19 protein-coding genes and 1 pseudogene are annotated in these 20,212 nt (G+C 65.3%); 17 read left to right on the top strand and 3 right to left on the bottom strand.

From position 1 onward, the window contains the following. Window positions 1–6 precede the first annotated feature (6 nt). The 8 genes from murG to AC0KWY_RS10960 all read left to right on the top strand — a co-directional run bounded on the left by murG (window position 7) and on the right by AC0KWY_RS10960 (window position 7,755). A complete protein-coding gene (gene murG / locus AC0KWY_RS10995) occupies window positions 7–1,065 on the top strand; it encodes an undecaprenyldiphospho-muramoylpentapeptide beta-N-acetylglucosaminyltransferase (RefSeq protein ID WP_474025539.1) in 1,059 nt (352 codons plus the stop codon). Beyond that, window positions 1,062–2,453, top strand: coding sequence for a UDP-N-acetylmuramate--L-alanine ligase (gene murC, locus AC0KWY_RS10990; RefSeq protein WP_474025538.1), 1,392 nt, complete (start codon window positions 1,062–1,064; stop codon window positions 2,451–2,453). The genes murG and murC overlap by 4 nt, the downstream gene beginning before the upstream one ends. Next, a complete protein-coding gene (locus AC0KWY_RS10985) occupies window positions 2,450–3,355 on the top strand; it encodes a D-alanine--D-alanine ligase (protein WP_474025537.1) in 906 nt (301 codons plus the stop codon). The genes murC and AC0KWY_RS10985 overlap by 4 nt, the downstream gene beginning before the upstream one ends. Before the next feature lie 8 nt (window positions 3,356–3,363). Next, complete coding sequence (locus AC0KWY_RS10980) at window positions 3,364–4,104, top strand: cell division protein FtsQ/DivIB (protein ID WP_474025536.1); 741 nt, start codon at window positions 3,364–3,366, stop codon at window positions 4,102–4,104. Between the two features lie 4 nt (window positions 4,105–4,108). Then, on the top strand, window positions 4,109–5,338 hold the full coding sequence (gene ftsA / locus AC0KWY_RS10975; protein WP_474029688.1) for a cell division protein FtsA: 1,230 nt from the start codon (window positions 4,109–4,111) through the stop codon (window positions 5,336–5,338). A gap of 35 nt (window positions 5,339–5,373) precedes the next feature. Further along, complete coding sequence (gene ftsZ, locus AC0KWY_RS10970; RefSeq protein ID WP_474029687.1) at window positions 5,374–6,555, top strand: cell division protein FtsZ; 1,182 nt, start codon at window positions 5,374–5,376, stop codon at window positions 6,553–6,555. 89 nt (window positions 6,556–6,644) lie between these two features. Continuing rightward, a complete protein-coding gene (gene lpxC, locus AC0KWY_RS10965; protein ID WP_474029686.1) occupies window positions 6,645–7,559 on the top strand; it encodes a UDP-3-O-acyl-N-acetylglucosamine deacetylase in 915 nt (304 codons plus the stop codon). Between the two features lie 7 nt (window positions 7,560–7,566). Continuing rightward, on the top strand, window positions 7,567–7,755 hold the full coding sequence (locus tag AC0KWY_RS10960; RefSeq protein ID WP_474029685.1) for a hypothetical protein: 189 nt from the start codon (window positions 7,567–7,569) through the stop codon (window positions 7,753–7,755). Here AC0KWY_RS10960 and AC0KWY_RS10955 read toward each other — a convergent pair. Beyond that, on the bottom strand, window positions 7,742–8,176 hold the full coding sequence (locus AC0KWY_RS10955) for a DciA family protein (RefSeq protein WP_474029684.1): 435 nt from the start codon (window positions 8,174–8,176) through the stop codon (window positions 7,742–7,744). The genes AC0KWY_RS10960 and AC0KWY_RS10955 overlap by 14 nt on opposite strands. Window positions 8,177–8,186: 10 nt before the next feature. On the opposite strand from AC0KWY_RS10955, the gene AC0KWY_RS10950 reads away from it, so the two are divergent. The 4 genes and pseudogenes from AC0KWY_RS10950 to ydiK all read left to right on the top strand — a co-directional run. Next, window positions 8,187–9,110, top strand: coding sequence for a M23 family metallopeptidase (locus AC0KWY_RS10950; RefSeq protein WP_474029682.1), 924 nt, complete (start codon window positions 8,187–8,189; stop codon window positions 9,108–9,110). Window positions 9,111–9,215: 105 nt separating this feature from the next. Beyond that, the gene (gene secA, locus AC0KWY_RS10945; RefSeq protein ID WP_474029681.1) at window positions 9,216–11,921 is read left to right on the top strand and encodes a preprotein translocase subunit SecA; all 2,706 of its coding nucleotides are present in this window, start codon (window positions 9,216–9,218) and stop codon (window positions 11,919–11,921) included. A gap of 58 nt (window positions 11,922–11,979) precedes the next feature. After that, on the top strand, window positions 11,980–13,206 hold the full coding sequence (argJ, locus tag AC0KWY_RS10940) for a bifunctional glutamate N-acetyltransferase/amino-acid acetyltransferase ArgJ (RefSeq protein WP_474029680.1): 1,227 nt from the start codon (window positions 11,980–11,982) through the stop codon (window positions 13,204–13,206). A 3-nt stretch (window positions 13,207–13,209) separates the two neighbouring features. Beyond that, window positions 13,210–14,205: pseudogene (ydiK, locus tag AC0KWY_RS10935) on the top strand (AI-2E family transporter YdiK); the annotation flags it as partial. 60 nt (window positions 14,206–14,265) lie between these two features. Here the strand turns inward: ydiK and AC0KWY_RS10930 are convergent. Both AC0KWY_RS10930 and apaG read right to left on the bottom strand, forming a co-directional pair. Further along, window positions 14,266–14,862 carry a class I SAM-dependent methyltransferase gene (locus AC0KWY_RS10930; RefSeq protein ID WP_474029679.1) on the bottom strand — a complete coding sequence of 199 codons (597 nt, stop codon included), beginning with the start codon at window positions 14,860–14,862 and terminating at the stop codon, window positions 14,266–14,268. Continuing rightward, complete coding sequence (gene apaG / locus AC0KWY_RS10925; RefSeq protein ID WP_474029678.1) at window positions 14,863–15,246, bottom strand: Co2+/Mg2+ efflux protein ApaG; 384 nt, start codon at window positions 15,244–15,246, stop codon at window positions 14,863–14,865. Between the two features lie 35 nt (window positions 15,247–15,281). Here apaG and rpe point away from each other — a divergent pair, with 35 nt between their 5' ends. The 5 genes from rpe to trpC all read left to right on the top strand — a co-directional run bounded on the left by rpe (window position 15,282) and on the right by trpC (window position 20,080). Next, window positions 15,282–15,983 carry a ribulose-phosphate 3-epimerase gene (gene rpe, locus AC0KWY_RS10920; RefSeq protein WP_474029677.1) on the top strand — a complete coding sequence of 234 codons (702 nt, stop codon included), beginning with the start codon at window positions 15,282–15,284 and terminating at the stop codon, window positions 15,981–15,983. Between the two features lie 228 nt (window positions 15,984–16,211). Further along, entirely contained in the window at window positions 16,212–17,687 is a 1,476-nt protein-coding gene (gene trpE, locus AC0KWY_RS10915; RefSeq protein WP_474029676.1) for an anthranilate synthase component I, read from the top strand. A gap of 10 nt (window positions 17,688–17,697) precedes the next feature. After that, on the top strand, window positions 17,698–18,270 hold the full coding sequence (locus AC0KWY_RS10910; RefSeq protein ID WP_474029675.1) for an aminodeoxychorismate/anthranilate synthase component II: 573 nt from the start codon (window positions 17,698–17,700) through the stop codon (window positions 18,268–18,270). Next, window positions 18,267–19,295 (top strand): anthranilate phosphoribosyltransferase, encoded by a 1,029-nt coding sequence (gene trpD / locus AC0KWY_RS10905; RefSeq protein ID WP_474029674.1) that lies wholly within the window; start codon window positions 18,267–18,269, stop codon window positions 19,293–19,295. Before AC0KWY_RS10910 ends, trpD begins: the two co-directional genes overlap by 4 nt. Further along, on the top strand, window positions 19,292–20,080 hold the full coding sequence (gene trpC, locus AC0KWY_RS10900; protein ID WP_474029673.1) for an indole-3-glycerol phosphate synthase TrpC: 789 nt from the start codon (window positions 19,292–19,294) through the stop codon (window positions 20,078–20,080). Before trpD ends, trpC begins: the two co-directional genes overlap by 4 nt. Window positions 20,081–20,212: the final 132 nt, after the last annotated feature.

Raw genomic sequence — 20,212 nt, 5'->3', positions numbered from 1 at the left:
AGTGCCATGTCTAAAACCATCCTGATCATGGCCGGCGGTACCGGCGGCCATATCTTCCCGGCGCTTGCCGTTGCCCACAAGCTGCGCGATGCCGGTTGGCGCGTCGTCTGGCTGGGCAATCCGCAGGGCATGGAAGCGCGTCTGGTGCCGCAGCACGGCTTCGAGATGGTGTGGCTCGATTTTGCCGCGTTGCGCGGCAAGGGGCTGGCGCGCAAGCTGCTGCTGCCGGTGAATCTCCTGCGCGGTTTCTGGCAGGGCCTGAAGGCGATCCGCCAGGTCAAGCCGAACGTGGTGCTGGGCATGGGCGGCTACATCACTTTCCCGGCCGGCATGATGGCGGCGCTGAGCGGTGTGCCGCTGGTCCTGCACGAGCAGAATTCGGTCGCCGGCCTGGCCAACCGGGTGCTCGCCGGCGTCGCCGACCGCATCGCCAGCGGTTTCCCGGAAGTGCTGAAGAAGGGTGTCTGGCTGGGCAATCCGGTGCGCCCGGAGATTGCCGCCGTGGCGCCGCCGGCCGAGCGCTTCGCCGGTCGCGATGGGGCGCTGCGCCTGCTGGTGATCGGCGGCAGCCTGGGGGCTCAGGTGCTGAACGAAGTGGTGCCGCAGGGGATGTCGCAGCTGACCGGGGAGCAGCAGCCGCAGATTGTCCACCAGGCCGGCGAGAAGCACATCGATGCGCTGAAGGCGGCCTACGCGGCGGTCGGCGTGCAGGCGCACTGCGTGCCCTTCATCGAGGACATGGCCGGCGCCTACGAGTGGGCCGACCTGGTGATCTGCCGGGCCGGCGCGTTGACCGTGGCGGAACTGGCGGCGGTCGGCGTGGCCAGCATCCTGGTGCCCTTCCCGCATGCGGTGGACGATCACCAGACCGCCAACGCCCGTTTCCTGGTCAATGTTGGCGGCGCCTTCCTGTTGCCGCAAAGCGAACTGACGCCGGATGCGGTGGCGCTGATCCGCAACTACTCACGCAACCAGCTGCTGGAAATGGCCGAAAAGGCCCGCAGCCTGGCCAAGCCGGACGCCACGCTGGACGTGGTCAATCTCTGTATCGAAGCTGCCAAATGAGACACAAGGTCAAACACATCCACTTCGTCGGCGTCGGCGGCTCGGGCATGAGCGGCATCGCCGAAGTGCTCGCCCACCTCGACTACACGGTCAGCGGTTCGGACATCGCCGCCAGCGCGACGACGCGCCGCCTGGAGGGCGAGGGCGTGCGGGTGACCATCGGCCATGCCGCGGAGAACATCGCCGGGGCCGACGCGGTGGTCGTGTCGACGGCGGTCAAGGAAGACAATCCGGAAGTCGTCGCCGCCCGCGACAAGCGCATTCCGGTGGTGCCGCGGGCACAGATGCTGGCCGAGTTGATGCGCCTGAAGCGCGGCATCGCCATCGCCGGCACCCACGGCAAGACGACGACGACCAGCCTGGTCACCAGCATCCTGGCCGAAGGCGGCATCGACCCGACCTTCGTCATCGGCGGCCGGCTCAACGCCGCGGGTGCCAACGCGCGGCTGGGCAGCGGCGACTTCCTGGTGGCCGAGGCAGATGAGTCGGACGCCTCCTTCCTTTTCCTGTCGCCGGTGATCTCGGTGGTCACCAACATCGACGCTGACCACATGGAAACCTACGGCCACGACTTCGAGCGGCTCAAGGGCGCCTTTGTCGATTTCCTCAACCGCCTGCCGTTCTACGGCGTCGCCGTGCTCTGCGCCGACGACGCCAACGTGCGCGCGATCATGCCGCAGGTGAGCAAGCAGATCGTCAGCTACGGCCTGTCGCCGGATGCCAACTTCCACGCCGAGAACATCGTCGCCGACGGGGCGCAGATGCGTTTCACCTGTGTCCGCGTCAATGGCTCGGTGTCGCGCCTGGAGATCACGCTGAACACGCCGGGCATGCACAACGTGCTCAACGCGCTGGCCGCCATCGCCGTCGCCACCGAGGTCGGCGTCGCCGATGCGGCGATCGTCAAGGCGCTCGCCGAGTTCAAGGGGGTCGGCCGTCGCTTCCAGCGTTACGGCGAAGTCGCCCTGCCGGCGGGGGGCAGCTTCACGCTGGTCAACGACTACGGGCATCACCCGGTGGAAATGGCGGCGACGCTCGCCGCTGCCCGCGGTGCCTTCCCCGGGCGGCGCCTGCTGCTGGCCTTCCAGCCGCATCGCTACACGCGCACCCGCGACTGCTTCGAGGATTTCGTCAAGGTACTGTCAACGGTCAACGCGCTGTGCCTGGCCGAGATCTACGCCGCCGGCGAAGCGCCCATCGTCGCTGCCGACGGCCGTTCGCTGGCGCGCGCCCTGCGTGTCGCCGGCAAGGTCGAGCCGGTGTTCGTCGAGGATATCGCGGCGATGCCACAAACGATCATGGATGTCGCCCGCGACGGCGACGTGGTACTGACCATGGGCGCCGGATCGATCGGTGCGGTGCCCGGCAAACTGGTGGAAGGCAAATGAGCGGTTTCGGCAAGGTTGCAGTCCTCTTCGGCGGCACTTCCGCCGAGCGCGAGGTTTCCCTGAACAGTGGCTCGCGCGTGCTGGCCGCGCTGCAGGGCCAGGGCATCGACGCCCACGCCTTCGATCCAGCCAGCCAGCCGCTCGACGCGTTGAAAGGCTACGACCGCGCCTTCATCGCGCTGCACGGCCGGCACGGCGAGGACGGCACGATCCAGGGCGCGCTCGAAGTGATGCACATCCCCTACACCGGCTCCGGCGTGCTCGCCTCGGCGCTGGCGATGGACAAGTTCCGCACCAAGCTGATGTGGCAGGCGGCCGGCCTGCCGGTGCCGGAATACGCGCTGCTCAATGCCGGGTCGGATTTCGCCGAAATCGAGGAAGAACTCGGCCTGCCGCTGTTCGTCAAACCGGCGCGCGAGGGTTCGTCGATCGGCGTGACCAAGGTCAAGGCGCCTGGCGAGCTGAAGGCCGCCTACGAAGAGGCGGCCCGCCACGACCCGCTGGTGATCGCCGAAAAGGGCGTCATGGGCGGCGAGTATACGGTCGGCATCGTCGGCGACCAGGTGCTGCCGATCATCAAGATCGAACCGGCCACCGAGTGGTACGACTACGAAGCCAAGTACAACCGCGACGACACCCGCTACCTCTGTCCCTGCGGCCTGCCGGAAGCGCAGGAAATGCAGATCCGCGGCGAGGCGCTGGAGGCTTTCCGGATGCTCGACGGGCGCGGCTGGGGGCGGGTCGATTTCCTGATGGACGAGGACGGCAACCATTACTTCCTGGAAGTGAATACCGCGCCGGGCATGACCGACCATTCGCTGGTGCCGATGGGCGCCCGCGCCGCCGGCATGGATTACGCCGCGCTGGTGCGCCGCGTCCTCGAACTGGCCGCCAACGACTGAGACGATGAATGTGGCACAAACCGCAACTTCTCAACGCGATCGCCGACCTGCTGCTGCTGGTCGGTGCCGCTGCCTTGCTGGCGGCCGGCGCGGTCTGGGTGGTGCGGGTGCCGTCGCTGCCGGTCAAGCAGGTGGTCTTCGTCGAGCCGCTGGCGCATGTGCGGCGCGGCGAGATCGAGCAGGTGCTGCCGTCGGCGCTGCGCGGCAACTTCTTCAGCCTGGATCTGGAATCCGTGCGCGTTGCGCTGGAGCAACTGCCCTGGGTGCGCAAGGCGCATGTCCGGCGCGTCTGGCCGGCCGGACTGGAGGTGCAGATCGAGGAGCATCAGCCGGTGGCGCGCTGGGGCGAGGGCTATGCGGAAATGGTGAACAGCCATGGCGAGGTCTTCGCCGCGCTGCTGCCGGAGAGCGAGATGGCGCGCCTGCCCTTGTTGGTCGGTCCGCCGGGAACCGCCCAGGAGGTCCTGCAGCGTTTCGCGGTTTTCGGCAAGGCATTTGCAGCGATCGGCGAGCAGCCGGTACAGGTCAGCCTGTCGCCGCGCCTGGCCTGGCAGATCAGGCTGGGCAACGGGATGCGCATCGAGGTTGGGCGCGAGCATCCGAAGTTCACAGTGGGTTCGCGTCTGCAGCGGTTCGTCGAGGTTTATCCGACGCAGGTCGGAAATTTGCCGGTACTGCCGGCGGTCGTGGATTTGCGGTATCCGAACGGTTTCGCGATGAAGGTCGCGGGCGAGGGGAAGGGAAAGTAAGACTATGAGCAGGGACAACAAGGATCTGGTGGTTGGCCTGGATATCGGAACGTCGAAGATCGTCGCGCTGGTCGCCGACATCGACAACGAGGGACGGCTGAGCGTGATCGGCATGGGCTCGCAGGATTCGCGCGGGTTGAAGAAGGGTGTCGTGGTCAACATCGAGGAAACGGTGCATACCATCAGCCGCGTCATCCAGGAAGTCGAACTGATGGCCGACTGCAAGGTGAGCAACGTCTACACCGGGATCGCCGGCAGCCACATCAAGAGCTTCAACTCGAACGGCATGGTGGCGATCAAGGACAAGGAAGTGACGCAGGCCGACGTCGAGCGCGTGATCGAGACGGCGCGGGCGATGCCGATTCCGGCCGAGCAGGAAATCCTGCACATCCTCACCCAGGAATTCGTCATCGACGGTCAGGACGGCATTCGCGAGCCGATCGGCATGAGCGGCATGCGCCTGGAAGTGAAGACGCACATCGTCACTGGCGCGGTGTCGGCGGCGCAGAACATCGTCAAGTGCGTGCGCCGTTGCGGCCTGGAGGTCAATGACCTGGTGCTGCAGCCGCTGGCGTCCAGCTACGCGGTGCTGTCCGAGGACGAGAAGGACCTCGGCGTCTGCCTGATCGATATCGGCGGCGGCACCACCGACATCGCCGTGTGGACGCAGGGCGCCATCCGTCACACCTCGGTGATCCCGATCGCCGGCGACCAGATCACCAACGACATCGCCATGGCGCTGCGCACGCCGACGCGCGAGGCCGAGGACATCAAGTGCAAGTACGGCTGCGCCCTGGCGCAACTCGCCGACATTTCGGAGAACCTCGACGTTGCCGGCGTTGACGACCGGCCGAGCCGCAAGCTGAGCCGTCGCGCGCTGGCCGACGTGATCCAGCCGCGGGTCGAGGAACTCTACGAACTGATCCAGCACGAACTGCGCCGTGCCGGTTTCGAGGACGTGCTGTCGTCCGGCATCGTGTTGACCGGTGGCGCCAGCGTGATGCCGGGGATGGTCAACCTGGGCGAGGAGATCTTCCACATGCCGGTTCGCCTGGGCAACCCGAAGTACGAGGCGAGTCTCTCGGACGTCGTCCAGAACCCGCGTTTCTCGACCGCTTTCGGCCTGCTGCTGGAGGCCCAGGCGCAGCGCAAGCGTGGGATGAAAATTCAGGAGAAGCAGGGCATCAAGGATGTCTTCTCCAGCATGAAGCAGTGGTTTTCCAAGAATTTCTGATTGTTTGTTGAAAAGTCTTTTCAGAGGAGGTCGTCATGTTTGAAATCATCGAGAAGGAAGAAGAGCTCGGCACCGTGATCAAGGTGTTCGGGGTGGGTGGTGCCGGCGGCAATGCCATCGAGCACATGATCCGCGAAGGGGTGAACGGCGTTGAATTCATCGCCGCCAATACCGACGCCCAGGCGCTGGCGCGCAATGCGGCGTCGAGCAAGCTGTCGCTCGGCAAGACCGGGCTCGGCGCCGGCGCCAAGCCGGAAGCCGGCCAGGCGGCGGCGGACGCGCATCGCGACGAAATCCGCGAAGCGCTGAGCGGTGCCCACATGGCCTTCATCACTGCCGGCATGGGCGGTGGTACGGGTACCGGCGCTGCCCCGGTGGTCGCCGAGATCGCCCGCGAAATGGGCATCCTGACCGTCGGCGTGGTGACCAAGCCGTTCAGCTTCGAAGGCGGCAAGCGGATGAAGTCGGCCGAAGCCGGTATTACCGAATTCTCCAAGCACGTCGATTCGCTGATCGTCATCCTCAACGACAAGTTGATGGAAGTCATGGGTGACGACGCCGACGTCGACGACTGCTTCAAGGCGGCCGACGACGTGCTGAAGAACGCGGTCGGCGGCATCGCCGAAATCATTACCTACCCGGGCCTGGTCAACGTCAACTTCGAAGACGTGCGCACGGTGATGGGCGAAATGGGCCGCGCCATGATGGGCTCGGCTGCCGCCTCCGGCGTGGACCGGGCGCGCATCGCCGCCGAACAGGCCGTTGCTTCGCCGCTCCTCGAAGGCGTGAACCTGTCCGGCGCGCGCGGCGTGCTGGTCAACATCACCGCCGCCAAGGGCAACCTGAAGATGAAGGAAGTCAACGAGGTGATGAACACGGTCAAGGCCTTCGCCGCCGACGACGCGCACATCATCTTCGGTGCCGTGTACGACGAACTGATGGGCGATGCGCTGCGCGTCACCGTCGTCGCCACCGGCCTCGGCCAGGTTGCTGCCAAGCGTCAGAGCTTCGAAGTGATCAACACGCCGATGGTCGAAGCGGTTGCCACCGGCACGCACGATGCCGTTTCGTTCTCCAGCGGCGCGGCGATCGACTACAACCAGATTGCCGATGTGCCGGCCGTCGTCAGGAAGCGCAACGTCACCGTCGAGGCGCTGGCCAACAGCGGGGTCGATCGTTACGACATTCCGGCCTTCCTGAGGAAGCAGGCGGACTGATCTGTAACAAAAACTCTCTCTGAAAAAGGGTGGCGGCGCATTGTGTTAGAATGCGCCGCCTTCCCCAGTAATTTCAATCACTTGCCAACATGCTAAAGCAACGCACGCTGAAGACGGTCATTCATGCCTCAGGCGTCGGTCTGCACGGCGGCGTCAAGGTCAATCTGACCCTGCGCCCGGCGGCACCGGATACCGGCATCGTCTTTCGTCGCGTTGATCTGCCCGAACCGGTTGACATTCCCGCGCAGGCGGTTTTGATCGGCGACACCCGCATGTGTTCCTGCCTGGAGCGCGACGGGGTCAAGGTCGGCACCATCGAACACCTGATGTCGGCGCTCTGCGGCCTCGGCATCGACAACGCCTGGATCGACCTCGATGCGCCGGAAGTGCCCATCCTCGACGGTTCGGCTGCGCCCTTCGTGTTTCTGATCCAGTCGGCGGGGATCGAGGAACAGAATGCCGCCAAGAAGTTCATCCGCGTCACCCGGCCGGTCGAAGTCCGCGACGGCGACAAGTGGGCGCGTTTCGAGCCCTATGAGGGTTATCGCCTGAGTTTTTCCATCGTCTTCCACCATCCGGCGATCGATCGTTCGGCGCAGCAGGCGGAAATCGATTTTGCCGAACACTCCTATGTCCGCGAAGTGTCGCGGGCGCGCACCTTCGGCTTCATGCAGGAGGTCGAATACCTGCGCGAGAACGGCCTGGCACTGGGCGGCGGGCTGGAGAACGCGATCGTTCTCGACGAATTCCGCGTTCTCAACCAGGACGGCTTGCGTTACGGCGACGAGTTCGTCAAGCACAAGATCCTCGACGCGGTCGGCGACCTCTACCTGCTCGGTCATCCACTGCTCGCCGCCTACGCTTCGCACAAGGGCGGCCACGCGCTGAACAACCAGCTGGCCCGCGCCCTGCTTCAGCAGCAGGATGCCTGGGAACTGGTCAGTTTCCCCGAGCCGGCCGCCGTGCCGCAAGGCGTCACGCGCTGGCTGGCGCAGACTGCCTGAACCTGCCATGTGGCTGCTGCGCCTGCTGGCAGTCGTTCTCGTCATCGCGCTCGGGGTCGGTGTCGTCCTCTATGCCTTCACCGGGCGCCGCGAATATCTCGCCTTCTGCTGGCGCCTGCTGCGTTACGGCGTTCTGTTCGCGTTGCTGGTCTTCGCGCTGATGTTCCTCGAGCGCCTGGCGATCATTCCCGTCTAGCTGCCCGCTGCAATAGTGTGTCCAGCGCGCTGCGCAGGGGGCCGGGCGGTAGGGTCGCTGTCGTCTGCGCCAGCATGGCCGCCGCGGCGTCGGATATCGGCTTGATTGTGGAAGTGCTTGATCGGCCGAGCTTTTGCCGAGGTTGAACTTTGACCTCGATATCGTTACACTCGGGCGCTTTCTTGGATAATTCGTCACAAAGTCGCCGGTGCATCTGGCGGATTTTGGCGGCGACCGCGCCGTTGTCGGCGTGGATAACGAGTTTCCCCGACTTGTAATTGGCGACATGCGCAGCATGGCGCAGGGCGGCGGGAGCGACCGCGTCGAATCGGCTGGACAGTTTCATCAGCAGCCGGGCATGGGTCATGATACGGCCCGCGGCGGCATCGGCGTCGAGGTAGTCTTGCGGCGCTTTGTACATAGGAGGTTACGTGCAGATCATCTTGGTTTCGCGCCATCTGAAGTCGGCGCGCACGATCACCATTATGCCCCGTCACGTGTTGGCCGCGGTGGCTCTTTTCCTGCTTCTGGTGATCCTCTCGTCGGCCTTGTTTTCGATGATGTCGCTGCATTTCCGGTTGCCGATCGTCGAACGGATACTGGTTTCCATCCAGCAGCAGCAGACCCGGGAAACGAACAACTACATCACCAACAACCTGAACATGATGGCGACCCGCCTCGGCGAACTGCAGGGGCGTCTGCTGCAACTGGATTCGCTCGGCAATCGCGTCTCCGATCTTGCCGGCATCAAGAAGCGTCCGGCCGCTGAAGCCGAAAGCAAGCCGGGGCAGGGTGGGCCGTTCATTCCGGCGCCGCTGTCGGCGGGGGCGCTGCAGCAGGAAATCGAGCGTCTGGCCGCGGAAGTCGATCGCAAGGCCGACGACCTTGCCTTCATGGAGTTCAAGTTGCTGGAAAAGCGGGTCGAGGAACGCCTGATGCCGACCACGCTGCCGGTCAGCAACGCATTGATGGGTTCCAGTTTCGGTTATCGCAACGATCCGTTCAGCGGTCTGCGCTCGCGCCATGACGGCCTGGATTTCTCGGCGCCGACCGGCACGCCGGTGCTGGCCGCCGCCGACGGCGTGGTCGTGGCGGCTTCCTATCACCCGGAATTCGGCAACATGGTCGATATCGACCATGGCGAAGGCCTGCTGTCGCGTTACGCCCACCTCTCCGAGATCAAGGTCAAGGAATCGCAGATCGTTCGCCGCGGCGAGAACATCGGGGCGCTCGGCAGTACCGGGCGGTCGTCCGGGCCGCACCTGCATTTCGAAGTGCGGATGCTGGGCGTGCCGCAGAATCCGGCCAGTTTCCTGAAGCGCGGCGAGCATTTTGCCAATCTGAAGCGGCGCTGAAATCCCTCCTTGCCGCTACGATGCTGTGCTGCCCGTCGGGTTCACCGGGCATGCTAGAATCCCGGCTCCATTGCGCCTGTCGGCGCAAAATCCTATTCCAGTGCGATGATATCCGGCCTACTCAAAAAGATTTTCGGCAGCCGCAACGACCGGCTGATCAAGCAGTATTCCCTCACCGTCAAGCGCGTCAACGCGTTCGAGCCGCAGATTGCGGCGCTTTCCGATGCGCAGTTGCAGGCGAAGACGGCGGAGTTCCGCAAGCGGCACGGCGACGGTGAATCGCTCGACGATCTCCTGCCGGAAGCCTTTGCCGTTGTCCGCGAGGCAGGCAAGCGGGTGCTCGGCATGCGTCACTTCGATGTCCAGCTGATCGGCGGCATGGTCCTGCACTACGGCAAGATCGCCGAAATGCGCACCGGCGAAGGCAAGACGCTGGTTGCCACGCTGCCCGCCTACCTCAACGCGATCGCCGGCAAGGGTGTGCACGTCATCACGGTCAACGACTACCTGGCCAGCCGCGATGCCGAATGGATGGGGCGCCTGCACCGTTTTCTCGGTCTCACCGTCGGCATCAACCTGTCGCAGATGGATCACGAGGCCAAGCAGGCTGCCTACGCCGCCGACATCACCTACGGTACCAACAACGAATTCGGCTTCGACTACCTGCGCGACAACATGGTCTACAGCGCCGGGCAGCGCGTGCAGCGCAGCCTGAGTTACGCGATCGTCGATGAAGTGGACTCGATCCTGATCGACGAGGCGCGCACGCCGCTGATCATTTCCGGTCAGGCCGATGACCATACCGACCTCTACGTCCGGATGCGGAGCGTCGTTCCGCAACTGTCGCGCGCCGCCGAAGAAAACGCCGAGGGCGATTACTGGGTCGACGAGAAGGGTCACCAGGTCCATCTTTCCGAAGCCGGTTACGAGCACGCCGAACAACTGCTGGCGGCAGCCGGCATGCTGGCCGAGGGCAGCAGCCTGTACGACGCCGCCAACATCACGCTGATGCACCACCTGAACGCCGCCCTGCGCGCGCTGACGCTGTTCCACAAGGACCAGCACTACGTGGTGCAGAACGGCGAGATCATCATCGTCGATGAATTCACCGGTCGCCTGATGGTCGGCCGCCGCTGGTCGGACGGTCTGCACCAGGCGGTCGAGGCCAAGGAAGGCGTCGCCATCCAGTCGGAAAACCAGACGCTGGCGTCGATCACCTTCCAGAACTATTTCCGCATGTACGGCAAGCTGGCCGGCATGACCGGCACCGCCGATACCGAAGCCTACGAGTTCCAGCAGATCTACGGTCTGGAAACCGTCGTCATCCCGACCCATCGGCCGATGGTGCGCAAGGACATGAACGACCTGGTGTACAAGACCGCCGACGAGAAGCACGCGGCGATCATCGCCGACATCAAGGACTGCGCCAAGCGCGGCCAGCCGGTGCTGGTCGGTACCACCTCGATCGAAGCGTCGGAACTGCTGTCTTCGCTGCTCGACAAGGAAAAACTGTCGCACCAGGTGCTCAACGCCAAGCAGCACGCCCGCGAAGCCGAGATCGTCGCCCAGGCCGGTCGGCCGGGAATGATCACGATCGCCACCAACATGGCCGGTCGCGGTACCGACATCGTGCTCGGCGGCAACGTCGAGAAACTGCTCGACGCCGTGCGCGGCGACGAAACGCTGCCCCAGGAAGCCCGCGACGCCAAGGTCGCTGAGATGAAGGCCGAGTGGCAAAAAGTGCACGACCAGGTGCTGGCCGCTGGAGGCCTGCACATCATCGGCTCCGAGCGTCATGAGTCGCGGCGCATCGACAACCAGTTGCGCGGTCGGGCCGGTCGCCAGGGCGATGCCGGTTCGTCGCGCTTCTACCTCTGCCTCGACGATCCGCTGCTGCGCATCTTCGCCGGCGAGCGCCTGCGCGGCATCATGGACAAGCTGAAGATGCCGGAGGGCGAGGCGATCGAGCATCCGCTCGTCACCCGCTCGCTGGAATCGGCGCAGCGCAAGGTCGAAGCCCGCAACTTCGACATCCGCAAGCAGTTGCTGGAATACGACGACGTCGCCAACGACCAGCGCAAGGTCATCTACCAGCAGCGCAACGAGTTGCTGGAAACCGAGGATATCGCCGAAACCATTTCCGCGATGCGCGACGGTGTCATCGCCGACATCTTCCGCAAGCATGTACCGGCCGAATCGGTCGAGGAACAGTGGGACCTCGATGGGCTGCAGAAGGAACTTGCCGCCGACCTGCTGATCGCCCCGCCGGTTGCCGATTGGGTCAAGGCTGAACCGACGCTGACTGACGAGGAGATCCTCGCCCGCATCCGCGAAGGCGCGGCCCAGGCCTACCAGGCCAAGGTCGAACTGGTCGGCAGCGAGACCTTCCGCCAGTTCGAGCGCAACGTCATGCTGCAGAGCCTCGATTCCTACTGGCGCGAGCATCTGGCGGCACTCGACCACCTGCGCCAGGGTATCCACCTGCGTGGTTACGCGCAGAAGAACCCGAAGCAGGAATACAAGCGCGAAGCCTTCGAACTGTTCGAGACGCTGCTCGACCAGGTGCGGACCCAGGTCACCCGCGTCGTGTTCACGGTGCAGATCCGCTCGCCGGAAGACGTCGAGGAAACCGCGCCGCACGCCGACGTCAGCAACGTCAAGTACCAGCACGCCGGTTACGACGAGGCGCTCGCCGACGAGAACGGCGAAGCCGGCCAGCCGGTCGAGAACGGACCGAAGGTCGGGCGCAACGATCCCTGCCCCTGCGGTTCCGGCAAGAAATACAAACACTGTCACGGTAAACTGTCCTGAATATCGAATAACCCCAAGGCACCCTTCGCGGTGCCTTGATGCTGTTGGAGCCCTTGCCATGCCCGTCAATTACGCCACCCCGACCGCCGACCAACTGTTCGCCGTGGCCGGCGTCCGCCTCGGCGTCGCCGAAGCCGAAATCCGCAAGAAGAACCGCCGCGACCTGACGCTGGTCGCGCTCGATGCCGGTTGCACGGTGGCCGGCGTGTTCACGCAGAACCGCTTCTGCGCGGCACCGGTCCAGTTGTGCCGCCAGCATCTCGCCAGCGGCCAGGAAATCCGCGCCCTGGTGATCAACACCGGCATCGCCAACGCCGGTACCGGCGAGCCCGGCCGCCAGACCGCCCGCCAGACCTGCGAGGCGGTTGGCGAACTGCTCGGTGTGGCGGCGGAACAGGTGCTGCCGTTCTCCACCGGCGTCATCCTCGAACCGCTGCCGGTCGAACGGATCAAGGCCGGCCTGCCGGCGGTCTTCGCCGACCTCAAGGCGGACAACTGGCACGCCGCCGCGCACGGGATCATGACTACCGACACGGTGGCCAAGGCGGCCTCGCGGACGCTCACGGTCAACGGCAAAAAAGTCACGATATCCGGCATTTCCAAAGGCGCCGGCATGATCCGGCCGAACATGGCGACCATGCTCGGCTTCCTCGCCACCGACGCCGGCATCGCCCAGCCGCTGCTCGACCAGCTGGTCAAGGAGGCGGCCGACGCTTCGTTCAACTGCATCACCGTCGATGGCGACACCTCGACCAACGATTCTTATGTGATGATCGCCACCGGCCAGTCGGGCGCCAGCTTCGCATCGGCAAGCGACGCCAGCTGGGCCGAGGTCAAGGCGGCGATCGTTGCCGTGTCGGTCGAGCTGGCGCAGGCCATCGTCCGCGATGGCGAAGGCGCCACCAAGTTCATCACGGTTGCCGTCGAGGGCGGCAAAACGATCGAGGAATGCCGCCAGGTCGGCTACGCGATCGGCCATTCGCCGCTGGTCAAGACCGCCTTCTTCGCCTCCGACCCCAACCTCGGCCGCATCCTCGCCGCCGTCGGTTACGCCGGCATCGCCGACCTCGACGTCGATGCCGTCAAGGTCTGGCTGGACGACGTGCTGGTCGCCGAGAACGGTGGCCGCGCCGCCGCCTACCAGGAAGCCGACGGTGCCCGGGTGATGGCGCAGGCCGAGATCACCGTGCGTGTCGCCCTTGGTCGCGGCGACGCGGCAGCCAAGGTCTACACCTGCGACTTCTCGTACGACTACGTCAAGATCAACGCCGACTACCGCTCGTAAGCGATGCGCGACATCCACCGCGACCTGACCCGCAACACGCTGGCGATCTTCTTTGTCGTCGGCCTCGGTGGCCTGTCGCTGTGGGTGCTGCGGCCTTTCCTGGCCGCCGGCGTGTGGGCGGCGATGATCGTCGTCGCCACCTGGCCGGCTTTTTTGGCGCTCGAAGCGCGGCTGGGCGACCGCCGGGCGCCGGCAATCGCGCTGATGACGTTGGCCATGCTGCTGCTGCTGGTGCTCCCCTTGTGGCTGGCGGTCGATACCATCGCCGGCAACGCCGGCACCCTGACCGGGCTCGCCGATCACCTGATCGCCAACGGCCTGCCGCCGCTGCCGCGCTGGATCGGCGAACTGCCGCTGGTCGGTGCCACGCTGGCCGGGCTGTGGGCGCAACTGGCGGCTGGTGGCACCGATGGCATCATCGCCCAGGTCACGCCCTATGCCGCCGGTACCGGCAAGTGGGTACTCGCTCAGGTCGGCGGGCTCGGCGGCATGCTGGTGCAGTTCCTGCTGATCGTCACCATCGCCGCCATCATGTATTCCGGCGGCGAACCGGGGGCGCGCCTGGTGCGCCGCTTCGGCCGCCGCCTGGCTGGCGTGCGCGGCGAGAACTCGGTGATTCTGGCCGCTCAGGCGATCCGCGGGGTGGCTTTGGGCGTTGGCGTCACCGCGCTGGTCCAGACCGTGCTCGGCGGCCTAGGCCTGGCGCTGGCCGGGGTGCCGTTTGCCGCCTTGCTGTCGGCGTTGATGCTGATGCTGTGCATCGCCCAGGTCGGTCCGGTGCTGGTCCTGCTGCCGGCCGCCGGCTGGCTGTTCTGGATGGGCGATACCGGCTGGGCGGTGTTTTTGGTGGTGTGGAGCGTGATCGTCGGCAGCCTCGACAACTTCCTGCGCCCGATGCTGATCCGGCGCGGCGCCGATCTTCCCTTGCTGCTGATCTTCGCCGGCGTCATCGGCGGCATGCTCGGCTTCGGCCTGATCGGCATCTTCGTCGGACCGGTGGTCCTGGCCATCACCTGGACGCTGCTGCAGGCGTGGATCGCCGATGCCCTCGGCGACGACTCAGCGCCGGACCAGGCGAATGCGGCGGAACCAGCCGCCGGCGAGGGCCGGGCTGTCGTCGCGCAGGGCGAGGCCGGGGGTGGCGTCGAGCAAATCCTCGAAAACCACGTCGAGCCGGGTGGCGATACGCCGCGCTAGCGGATTGAGCAGGCGCCGCAACGGCGCCTTCTGGTTGCGGCGCAGGAACTTGTCGAGGATCAGCGCCTCGCCGCCCGGTTTCAGCACCCGCGAAATCTCAGCCAGACACAGCGCCGGCTGCGGCACCACGGCCAGGATCAGGTGGGCGACGACGGCGTCGAAACTGGCGTCGGCAAACGGCAGGCGATGCATGTCGCCCTGGATGGCGGCAAAATCCAGATGCCGGGCGCGCGGCAGGCAGCGTTGGAGCATGGCGCCGGTCAGGTCGATTCCCACGTAGCGGTACTGCCCCGGCAGGTAGGGCAGGTCGAGACCAGTGCCGACGCCGGCCAGCAGAATCGTGCTGCCGGGCGTCGCGGCAAGTCCTGCAAGGCTTTGCTGGCGCAAGGCGCGGGTCGCCCGATCGACCGCCAGGTCGTAGAACGGCGCGATCAGGCGGTAGCTGTGCTGCAGCCCCATTCAGTGCAGCGCGCGGGGAATTGCCAGGACGAACTCGGGAATCTCGGCGTCGAAATGCGTGCCGTCCTCGGCCACCATCTGATAGCAGCCCTTCATCGTGCCGATCGGTGTCGTCAGCGATGAGCCGCTGGTGTATTCGAAGCTTTCCCCCGGTTGCAGCAGCGGCTGCTTGCCGACGACGCCGAGGCCGCGTACTTCCTGAATCTGGTTGTTGGCGTCGGTGATGATCCAGTGCCGCGACACCAGCTGCGCCGGCACGCTACCGACGTTGCGGATGGCGATCGTGTAGGCGAAGACGTAGCGGTTGTCGTCGGGGTCGGACTGCTCGGGAATGAACTGCGGGGTGGGGGTGATTTCGATGCGGTACTTGTCGGGGGCGCTCATGGGATAATTTGGTCTCTTGTTTTCAGGGAAGCATCATGTCAGCCAGGGATTTCGTCATCGCACCGAGCATTCTGTCCGCCAATTTCGCCAAGTTGGGCGAGGAAGTGGCCAACGTCATCGCCGCCGGCGCCGACTGGATTCACTTCGACGTGATGGACAACCATTATGTTCCCAATCTGACCATCGGACCTCTCGTCTGCGAGGCGATCCGCCCCTGTACCGACGCGCCGATCGACGTGCACCTGATGGTCAAGCCGGTCGATCGCATCGTTCCCGATTTCGCCAAGGCCGGCGCCAACATCATCACCTTCCACCCGGAAGCCTCAGAGCACATCGACCGCACCCTGTCGCTGATCCGCGACGCCGGTTGCCAGGCCGGCCTGGTCTTCAACCCGGCGACGCCGCTGGATTACATGGACTACGTCATGGACAAGCTCGACGTCGTCCTGCTGATGAGCGTCAACCCCGGCTTCGGTGGCCAGAAGTTCATCCCCGGCACGCTGGCCAAGGCGCGCCAGGCGCGAGCCAAACTCGATGCCTACGAACGCGACAGCGGCCGGCGTATCCGCCTCGAGATCGACGGCGGGGTCAACACCGGCAACATCGCCGAAATCGCCCGCGCCGGCGTCGATGCCTTCGTCGCCGGTTCGGCGGTCTACGGCGCCGGCAAGGACAGCGACGCGCACCGCTACGACTCGATCATCGCTGCCCTGCGCGGCGAATTGGCCAAGGTTTGACGCGCCGCCGGGTGGACAGCGGCAAAGCGCATGCGCTAGACTGTGTTCCACCCGCTGCCTCCGGCCGGGCCTTCTCTACACCTCACGACAAATGACTGCTTCCCGCAACTGGATCATCGAGCTTCGTTGGCGCCCCTGGCGTCCATAATCTCTCGCCCGTCTGGCGCCGAGTCTGTCGGCGCACCCAGTTGCAGCACCCTGTCATCATTGTCGTACCCGAGGTATCCCATGACCGAAACCGAATTCAATGCGCTCGCCGCGCAAGGCTATAACCGTATTCCCGTCACGCTGGAAACGTTTGCCGATCTCGACACGCCGCTGTCGATCTACCTGAAGCTCGCCAACGGGCCGTTCACCTATCTGCTCGAATCGGTGCAGGGCGGCGAACGCTTCGGCCGCTATTCCATCATCGGCCTGGCGTCGCCGACACGCATCGTCGTCACCGGCCACGAGGTGCTGGTGCTCACCGGCAACCGCATTGCCGAACGTGAGCACGACGCCAACCCGCTCGATTTCATCGACAGCTACATGAAGCGCTTCCGGGCGCCCGAGGCGACCGGCCTGCCGCGCTTCCTCGGCGGACTGGTCGGCTGCTTCGGCTACGACACGATCCGTTACATCGAGACCAAGCTGACCAAAACCCAGCGCCCGGATGAAATCGGCACGCCCGACATCCAGTTGCTGCTGTCCGAGGAAATTGCCGTCGTCGACAACCTGTCCGGCAAGCTGACGCTGATTGTCTATGCCGAACCCGGTTTCCCTGGTGCCTACCAGAAGGCGCGCGCCCGGCTCAAGGAGCTGCTGGCCAGGCTGCGCCAGCCGGTGACCATTCCCGCCGAAAAGCCGGCGCACTCGGAACCGGCGGTGTCGGTGTTCGGCGAGGCGGCGTTCAAGCAGGCGGTGAAGAAGGCCAAGGACTACATCACCGAAGGCGACATCATGCAGGTGGTGCTGTCGCAGCGCATGACCAAGCCCTTCCACGCCAGCCCGCTGGCGCTGTACCGGACGCTGCGCAGCCTCAACCCGTCGCCCTACATGTTCTACTTCGACTTCGAGGACTACCACGTCGTTGGCGCGTCGCCGGAAATTCTGGTCCGCCTGGAAGGCGACCGCGTCACCGTGCGTCCGATCGCCGGTACCCGCAAGCGTGGCGCCTCGCCGGAAGAGGATGCGGCGCTGGCCGAAGACCTGCTGTCGGACGCCAAGGAACTGGCCGAGCACACCCAGTTGCTCGACCTCGGCCGCAACGACTGCGGTCGCGTCGCCAAGATCGGCAGCGTCAAGCTGACCGAGCGCATGGTCATCGAACGCTACTCGCACGTAATGCACATCGTCTCCAACGTCGAAGGCCGGCTGGAGAAGGGCTTGGATGCGGTCGACGTACTGAAGGCCACTTTCCCAGCCGGCACCGTCTCCGGCGCGCCGAAGGTGCGGGCGATGGAGATCATCGACGAACTGGAGCCGGTCAAGCGCGGCATCTACGCCGGTTCGGTCGGCTACCTCGGCTTCAACGGCGACATGGACCTGGCCATCGCCATCCGCACCGCCGTGGTCAAGGACGGCAAGCTGCACGTCCAGGCCGGCGCCGGCATCGTCGCCGACTCCGATCCGCATTCCGAATGGGAAGAAACCCGGAACAAGGCGCGCGCCGTGCTGCGCGCCGCCGAACTGGCCGAGCAGGGCCTGAACACGCGGATGGATTGAGGGAGCAGCCATGTTATTGATGATCGACAACTACGACAGCTTCACCTACAACCTGGTCCAGTATTTCGGCGAGCTTGGGCAGGACGTGAAAGTCTTCCGCAACGACGCCATCACGCTGGCCGAGATCGCCCGTCTCAAGCCCGATTACCTGGTCATCTCGCCCGGCCCCTGCGCGCCGGCGCAGGCCGGGGTGTCGCTGGCGGCGATCAAGGAATTTGCCGGCAAGATTCCGCTGCTCGGCGTCTGCCTCGGCCACCAGTCGATTGGCGAAGCCTTCGGCGGGCGCATCGTGCACGCCAGGACGCTGATGCACGGCAAGGTGTCGCCGGTGCACCACAAGAACGAGGGCGTCTTCCGCAACCTGCCCAATCCGCTGACCTGCACCCGCTACCACTCGCTGGCCATCGAGCGCGCCAGCCTGCCCGATTGTCTCGACGTCACGGCATGGACCGAGGACGGCGAGATCATGGGCGTGCGCCACAAGACGCTGGCCGTCGAAGGTGTCCAGTTCCACCCGGAATCGATCCTGACCGAACGCGGTCACGACCTGCTCAACAACTTCCTCGAGGAGCACCAGCAATGACCCCGCAAGCCGCCCTCCAGCGCGTCATCGAGCATCGCGAAATCTTCCACGACGAAATGGTCTCGCTGATGCGCCAGATCATGAGCGGCGAAGTCTCGCCGGTGATGATCGCCGCCATCGTCACCGGACTGCGCGTCAAGAAGGAAACCATCGGCGAGATCGCCGCCGCCGCCAGCGTCATGCGCGAGCTGGCGACGCCGGTCAAGGTGCCCTACGACCGTCACTTCGTCGATATCGTCGGCACCGGCGGCGACGCCGCGCACAGCTTCAACATTTCCACCACCTCGATCTTCGTCGCCGCCGCGGCCGGCGCCAAGGTGGCCAAGCATGGCGGGCGCAGCGTGTCGTCGAGTTCGGGCAGCGCCGACGTGCTCGAAGCGCTCGGTGCCAACATCAACCTGTCGCCGGAAAAGGTCGCCGAGTGCATCGAACAGTGCGGCATCGGTTTCATGTTTGCGCCCAACCACCACAGCGCGATGAAGCACGTCGCGCCGGTGCGCCGCGAAATGGGTGTGCGCACCATCTTCAACATCCTCGGCCCGCTGACCAACCCGGCCGCCGCGCCGAACACCCTGATGGGCGTCTTCCATCCCGATTTGGTCGGCATCCAGGTGCGCGTCATGCAGCGCCTCGGCGCCGAGCGCGTGCTGGTGGTGCACGGCAAGGACAACCTCGACGAAATCTCGCTCGGCGCGACGACGCTGATCGGTGAGTTGAAGGACGGCGAAGTCCGCGAGTACGAAGTGCATCCGGAAGACTTCGGCTTGCAGATGATGTCGTTGCGCAATCTGCGCGTCGGCAGCGCCGACGAGTCGAAGGCGATGATGCTCGCCGCCCTCGACAACCAGCCGGGCGCCGCCCGCGAGATCGTCTGCCTCAACGCCGGTGCCGCGCTCTACGTCGCCAACGCTGCCGCCAGCATCGCCGACGGCATCGCCAAGGCGCGCGAGGCCATCGCCAGCGGCGCTGCCCGGGCCAAGTTGGCGCAGTTCGTCGAATCCACGCAACGCCTGGGGGCAGCATGAGCGACATCCTGAACAAGATCATCGCCACCAAGCGCGAGGAAATCGCCGCCGCCCTGGCCGTCAAATCCCTTGCCACCCTTGAGGCCGAAGCCGCGCAACAAGCCGCGCCGCGCGATTTTGTTGGTGCCATCCGCGCCAAGCTCGCCTGCGGCCAGGCCGCCGTGATCGCCGAAATCAAGAAGGCCAGCCCGTCGAAGGGCGTCATCCGCGCCGATTTCCGGCCAGCCGACATCGCCCGCAGCTACGCCGAGCACGGCGCCGCCTGCCTGTCGGTGCTGACCGACCGCCAGTATTTCCAGGGGGCGCCCGAATACCTGCAGGCCGCCCGCGCCGCCTGCAGCCTGCCGGTGCTGCGCAAGGATTTCATCGTCGACGCCTACCAGGTCGCCGAAGCCCGCGCCATGGGCGCCGATGCCATCCTGCTCATCGCCGCGGCACTGAGCCTGCCGCAAATGCAGGCACTGGAGCGCCAGGCCATGGACTACGGCATGGCCGTGCTGGTCGAAGTGCACAACGGCGAGGAGCTCGATGCCGCGCTGCAGTTGCAGACCCCCTTGCTCGGCATCAACAACCGCAACCTGCGCACCTTCGAGGTCAGCCTTGACACCACCCTCGGCCTGCTTTGGCGCATCCCGCAGGAGCGCATCGTGGTCACCGAAAGCGGCATTCTGAAGCCCGAAGATGTCCGTCTGATGCGCCAAAACGCGGTTCACGCCTTCCTCGTCGGCGAGGCCTTCATGCGTGCCGACGAGCCGGGCGAAGAACTGGGTCGGCTTTTTGCCTGAGTCCTGTTGCATCGATGCAACAGAGTTTCACAATGTGTAGGGACTGTCCGGATTAAGCCTTGCCCCTCGCAGGCCACCCTTGCACAATGCCCTTCAACTTCTCGATCCGAGAGGTAAAGCTTGGCCGGTTCC

The sequence above is a fragment of the Azonexus sp. MM2026_4 genome (genome assembly GCF_055901855.1).
The sequence above is the reverse complement of the archived record's forward strand: the minus strand, read 5'-3'. Positions and strand labels throughout refer to the sequence as shown.

Bases quoted from the DNA above. Each gene is read 5' to 3' on its own strand.
- murG (WP_474025539.1), top strand. From the start codon at position 7: ATGTCTAAAACCATCCTGATCATGGCCGGCGGTACCGGCGGCCATATC.
- murC (WP_474025538.1), top strand. From the start codon at position 1,062: ATGAGACACAAGGTCAAACACATCCACTTCGTCGGCGTCGGCGGCTCG.
- AC0KWY_RS10985 (WP_474025537.1), top strand. From the start codon at position 2,450: ATGAGCGGTTTCGGCAAGGTTGCAGTCCTCTTCGGCGGCACTTCCGCC.
- AC0KWY_RS10980 (WP_474025536.1), top strand. From the start codon at position 3,364: ATGTGGCACAAACCGCAACTTCTCAACGCGATCGCCGACCTGCTGCTG.
- ftsA (WP_474029688.1), top strand. From the start codon at position 4,109: ATGAGCAGGGACAACAAGGATCTGGTGGTTGGCCTGGATATCGGAACG.
- ftsZ (WP_474029687.1), top strand. From the start codon at position 5,374: ATGTTTGAAATCATCGAGAAGGAAGAAGAGCTCGGCACCGTGATCAAG.
- lpxC (WP_474029686.1), top strand. From the start codon at position 6,645: ATGCTAAAGCAACGCACGCTGAAGACGGTCATTCATGCCTCAGGCGTC.
- AC0KWY_RS10960 (WP_474029685.1), top strand. From the start codon at position 7,567: ATGTGGCTGCTGCGCCTGCTGGCAGTCGTTCTCGTCATCGCGCTCGGG.
- AC0KWY_RS10955 (WP_474029684.1), bottom strand. From the start codon at position 8,176: ATGTACAAAGCGCCGCAAGACTACCTCGACGCCGATGCCGCCGCGGGC.
- secA (WP_474029681.1), top strand. From the start codon at position 9,216: ATGATATCCGGCCTACTCAAAAAGATTTTCGGCAGCCGCAACGACCGG.
- argJ (WP_474029680.1), top strand. From the start codon at position 11,980: ATGCCCGTCAATTACGCCACCCCGACCGCCGACCAACTGTTCGCCGTG.
- AC0KWY_RS10930 (WP_474029679.1), bottom strand. From the start codon at position 14,862: ATGGGGCTGCAGCACAGCTACCGCCTGATCGCGCCGTTCTACGACCTG.
- apaG (WP_474029678.1), bottom strand. From the start codon at position 15,246: ATGAGCGCCCCCGACAAGTACCGCATCGAAATCACCCCCACCCCGCAG.
- rpe (WP_474029677.1), top strand. From the start codon at position 15,282: ATGTCAGCCAGGGATTTCGTCATCGCACCGAGCATTCTGTCCGCCAAT.
- trpE (WP_474029676.1), top strand. From the start codon at position 16,212: ATGACCGAAACCGAATTCAATGCGCTCGCCGCGCAAGGCTATAACCGT.
- AC0KWY_RS10910 (WP_474029675.1), top strand. From the start codon at position 17,698: ATGTTATTGATGATCGACAACTACGACAGCTTCACCTACAACCTGGTC.
- trpD (WP_474029674.1), top strand. From the start codon at position 18,267: ATGACCCCGCAAGCCGCCCTCCAGCGCGTCATCGAGCATCGCGAAATC.
- trpC (WP_474029673.1), top strand. From the start codon at position 19,292: ATGAGCGACATCCTGAACAAGATCATCGCCACCAAGCGCGAGGAAATC.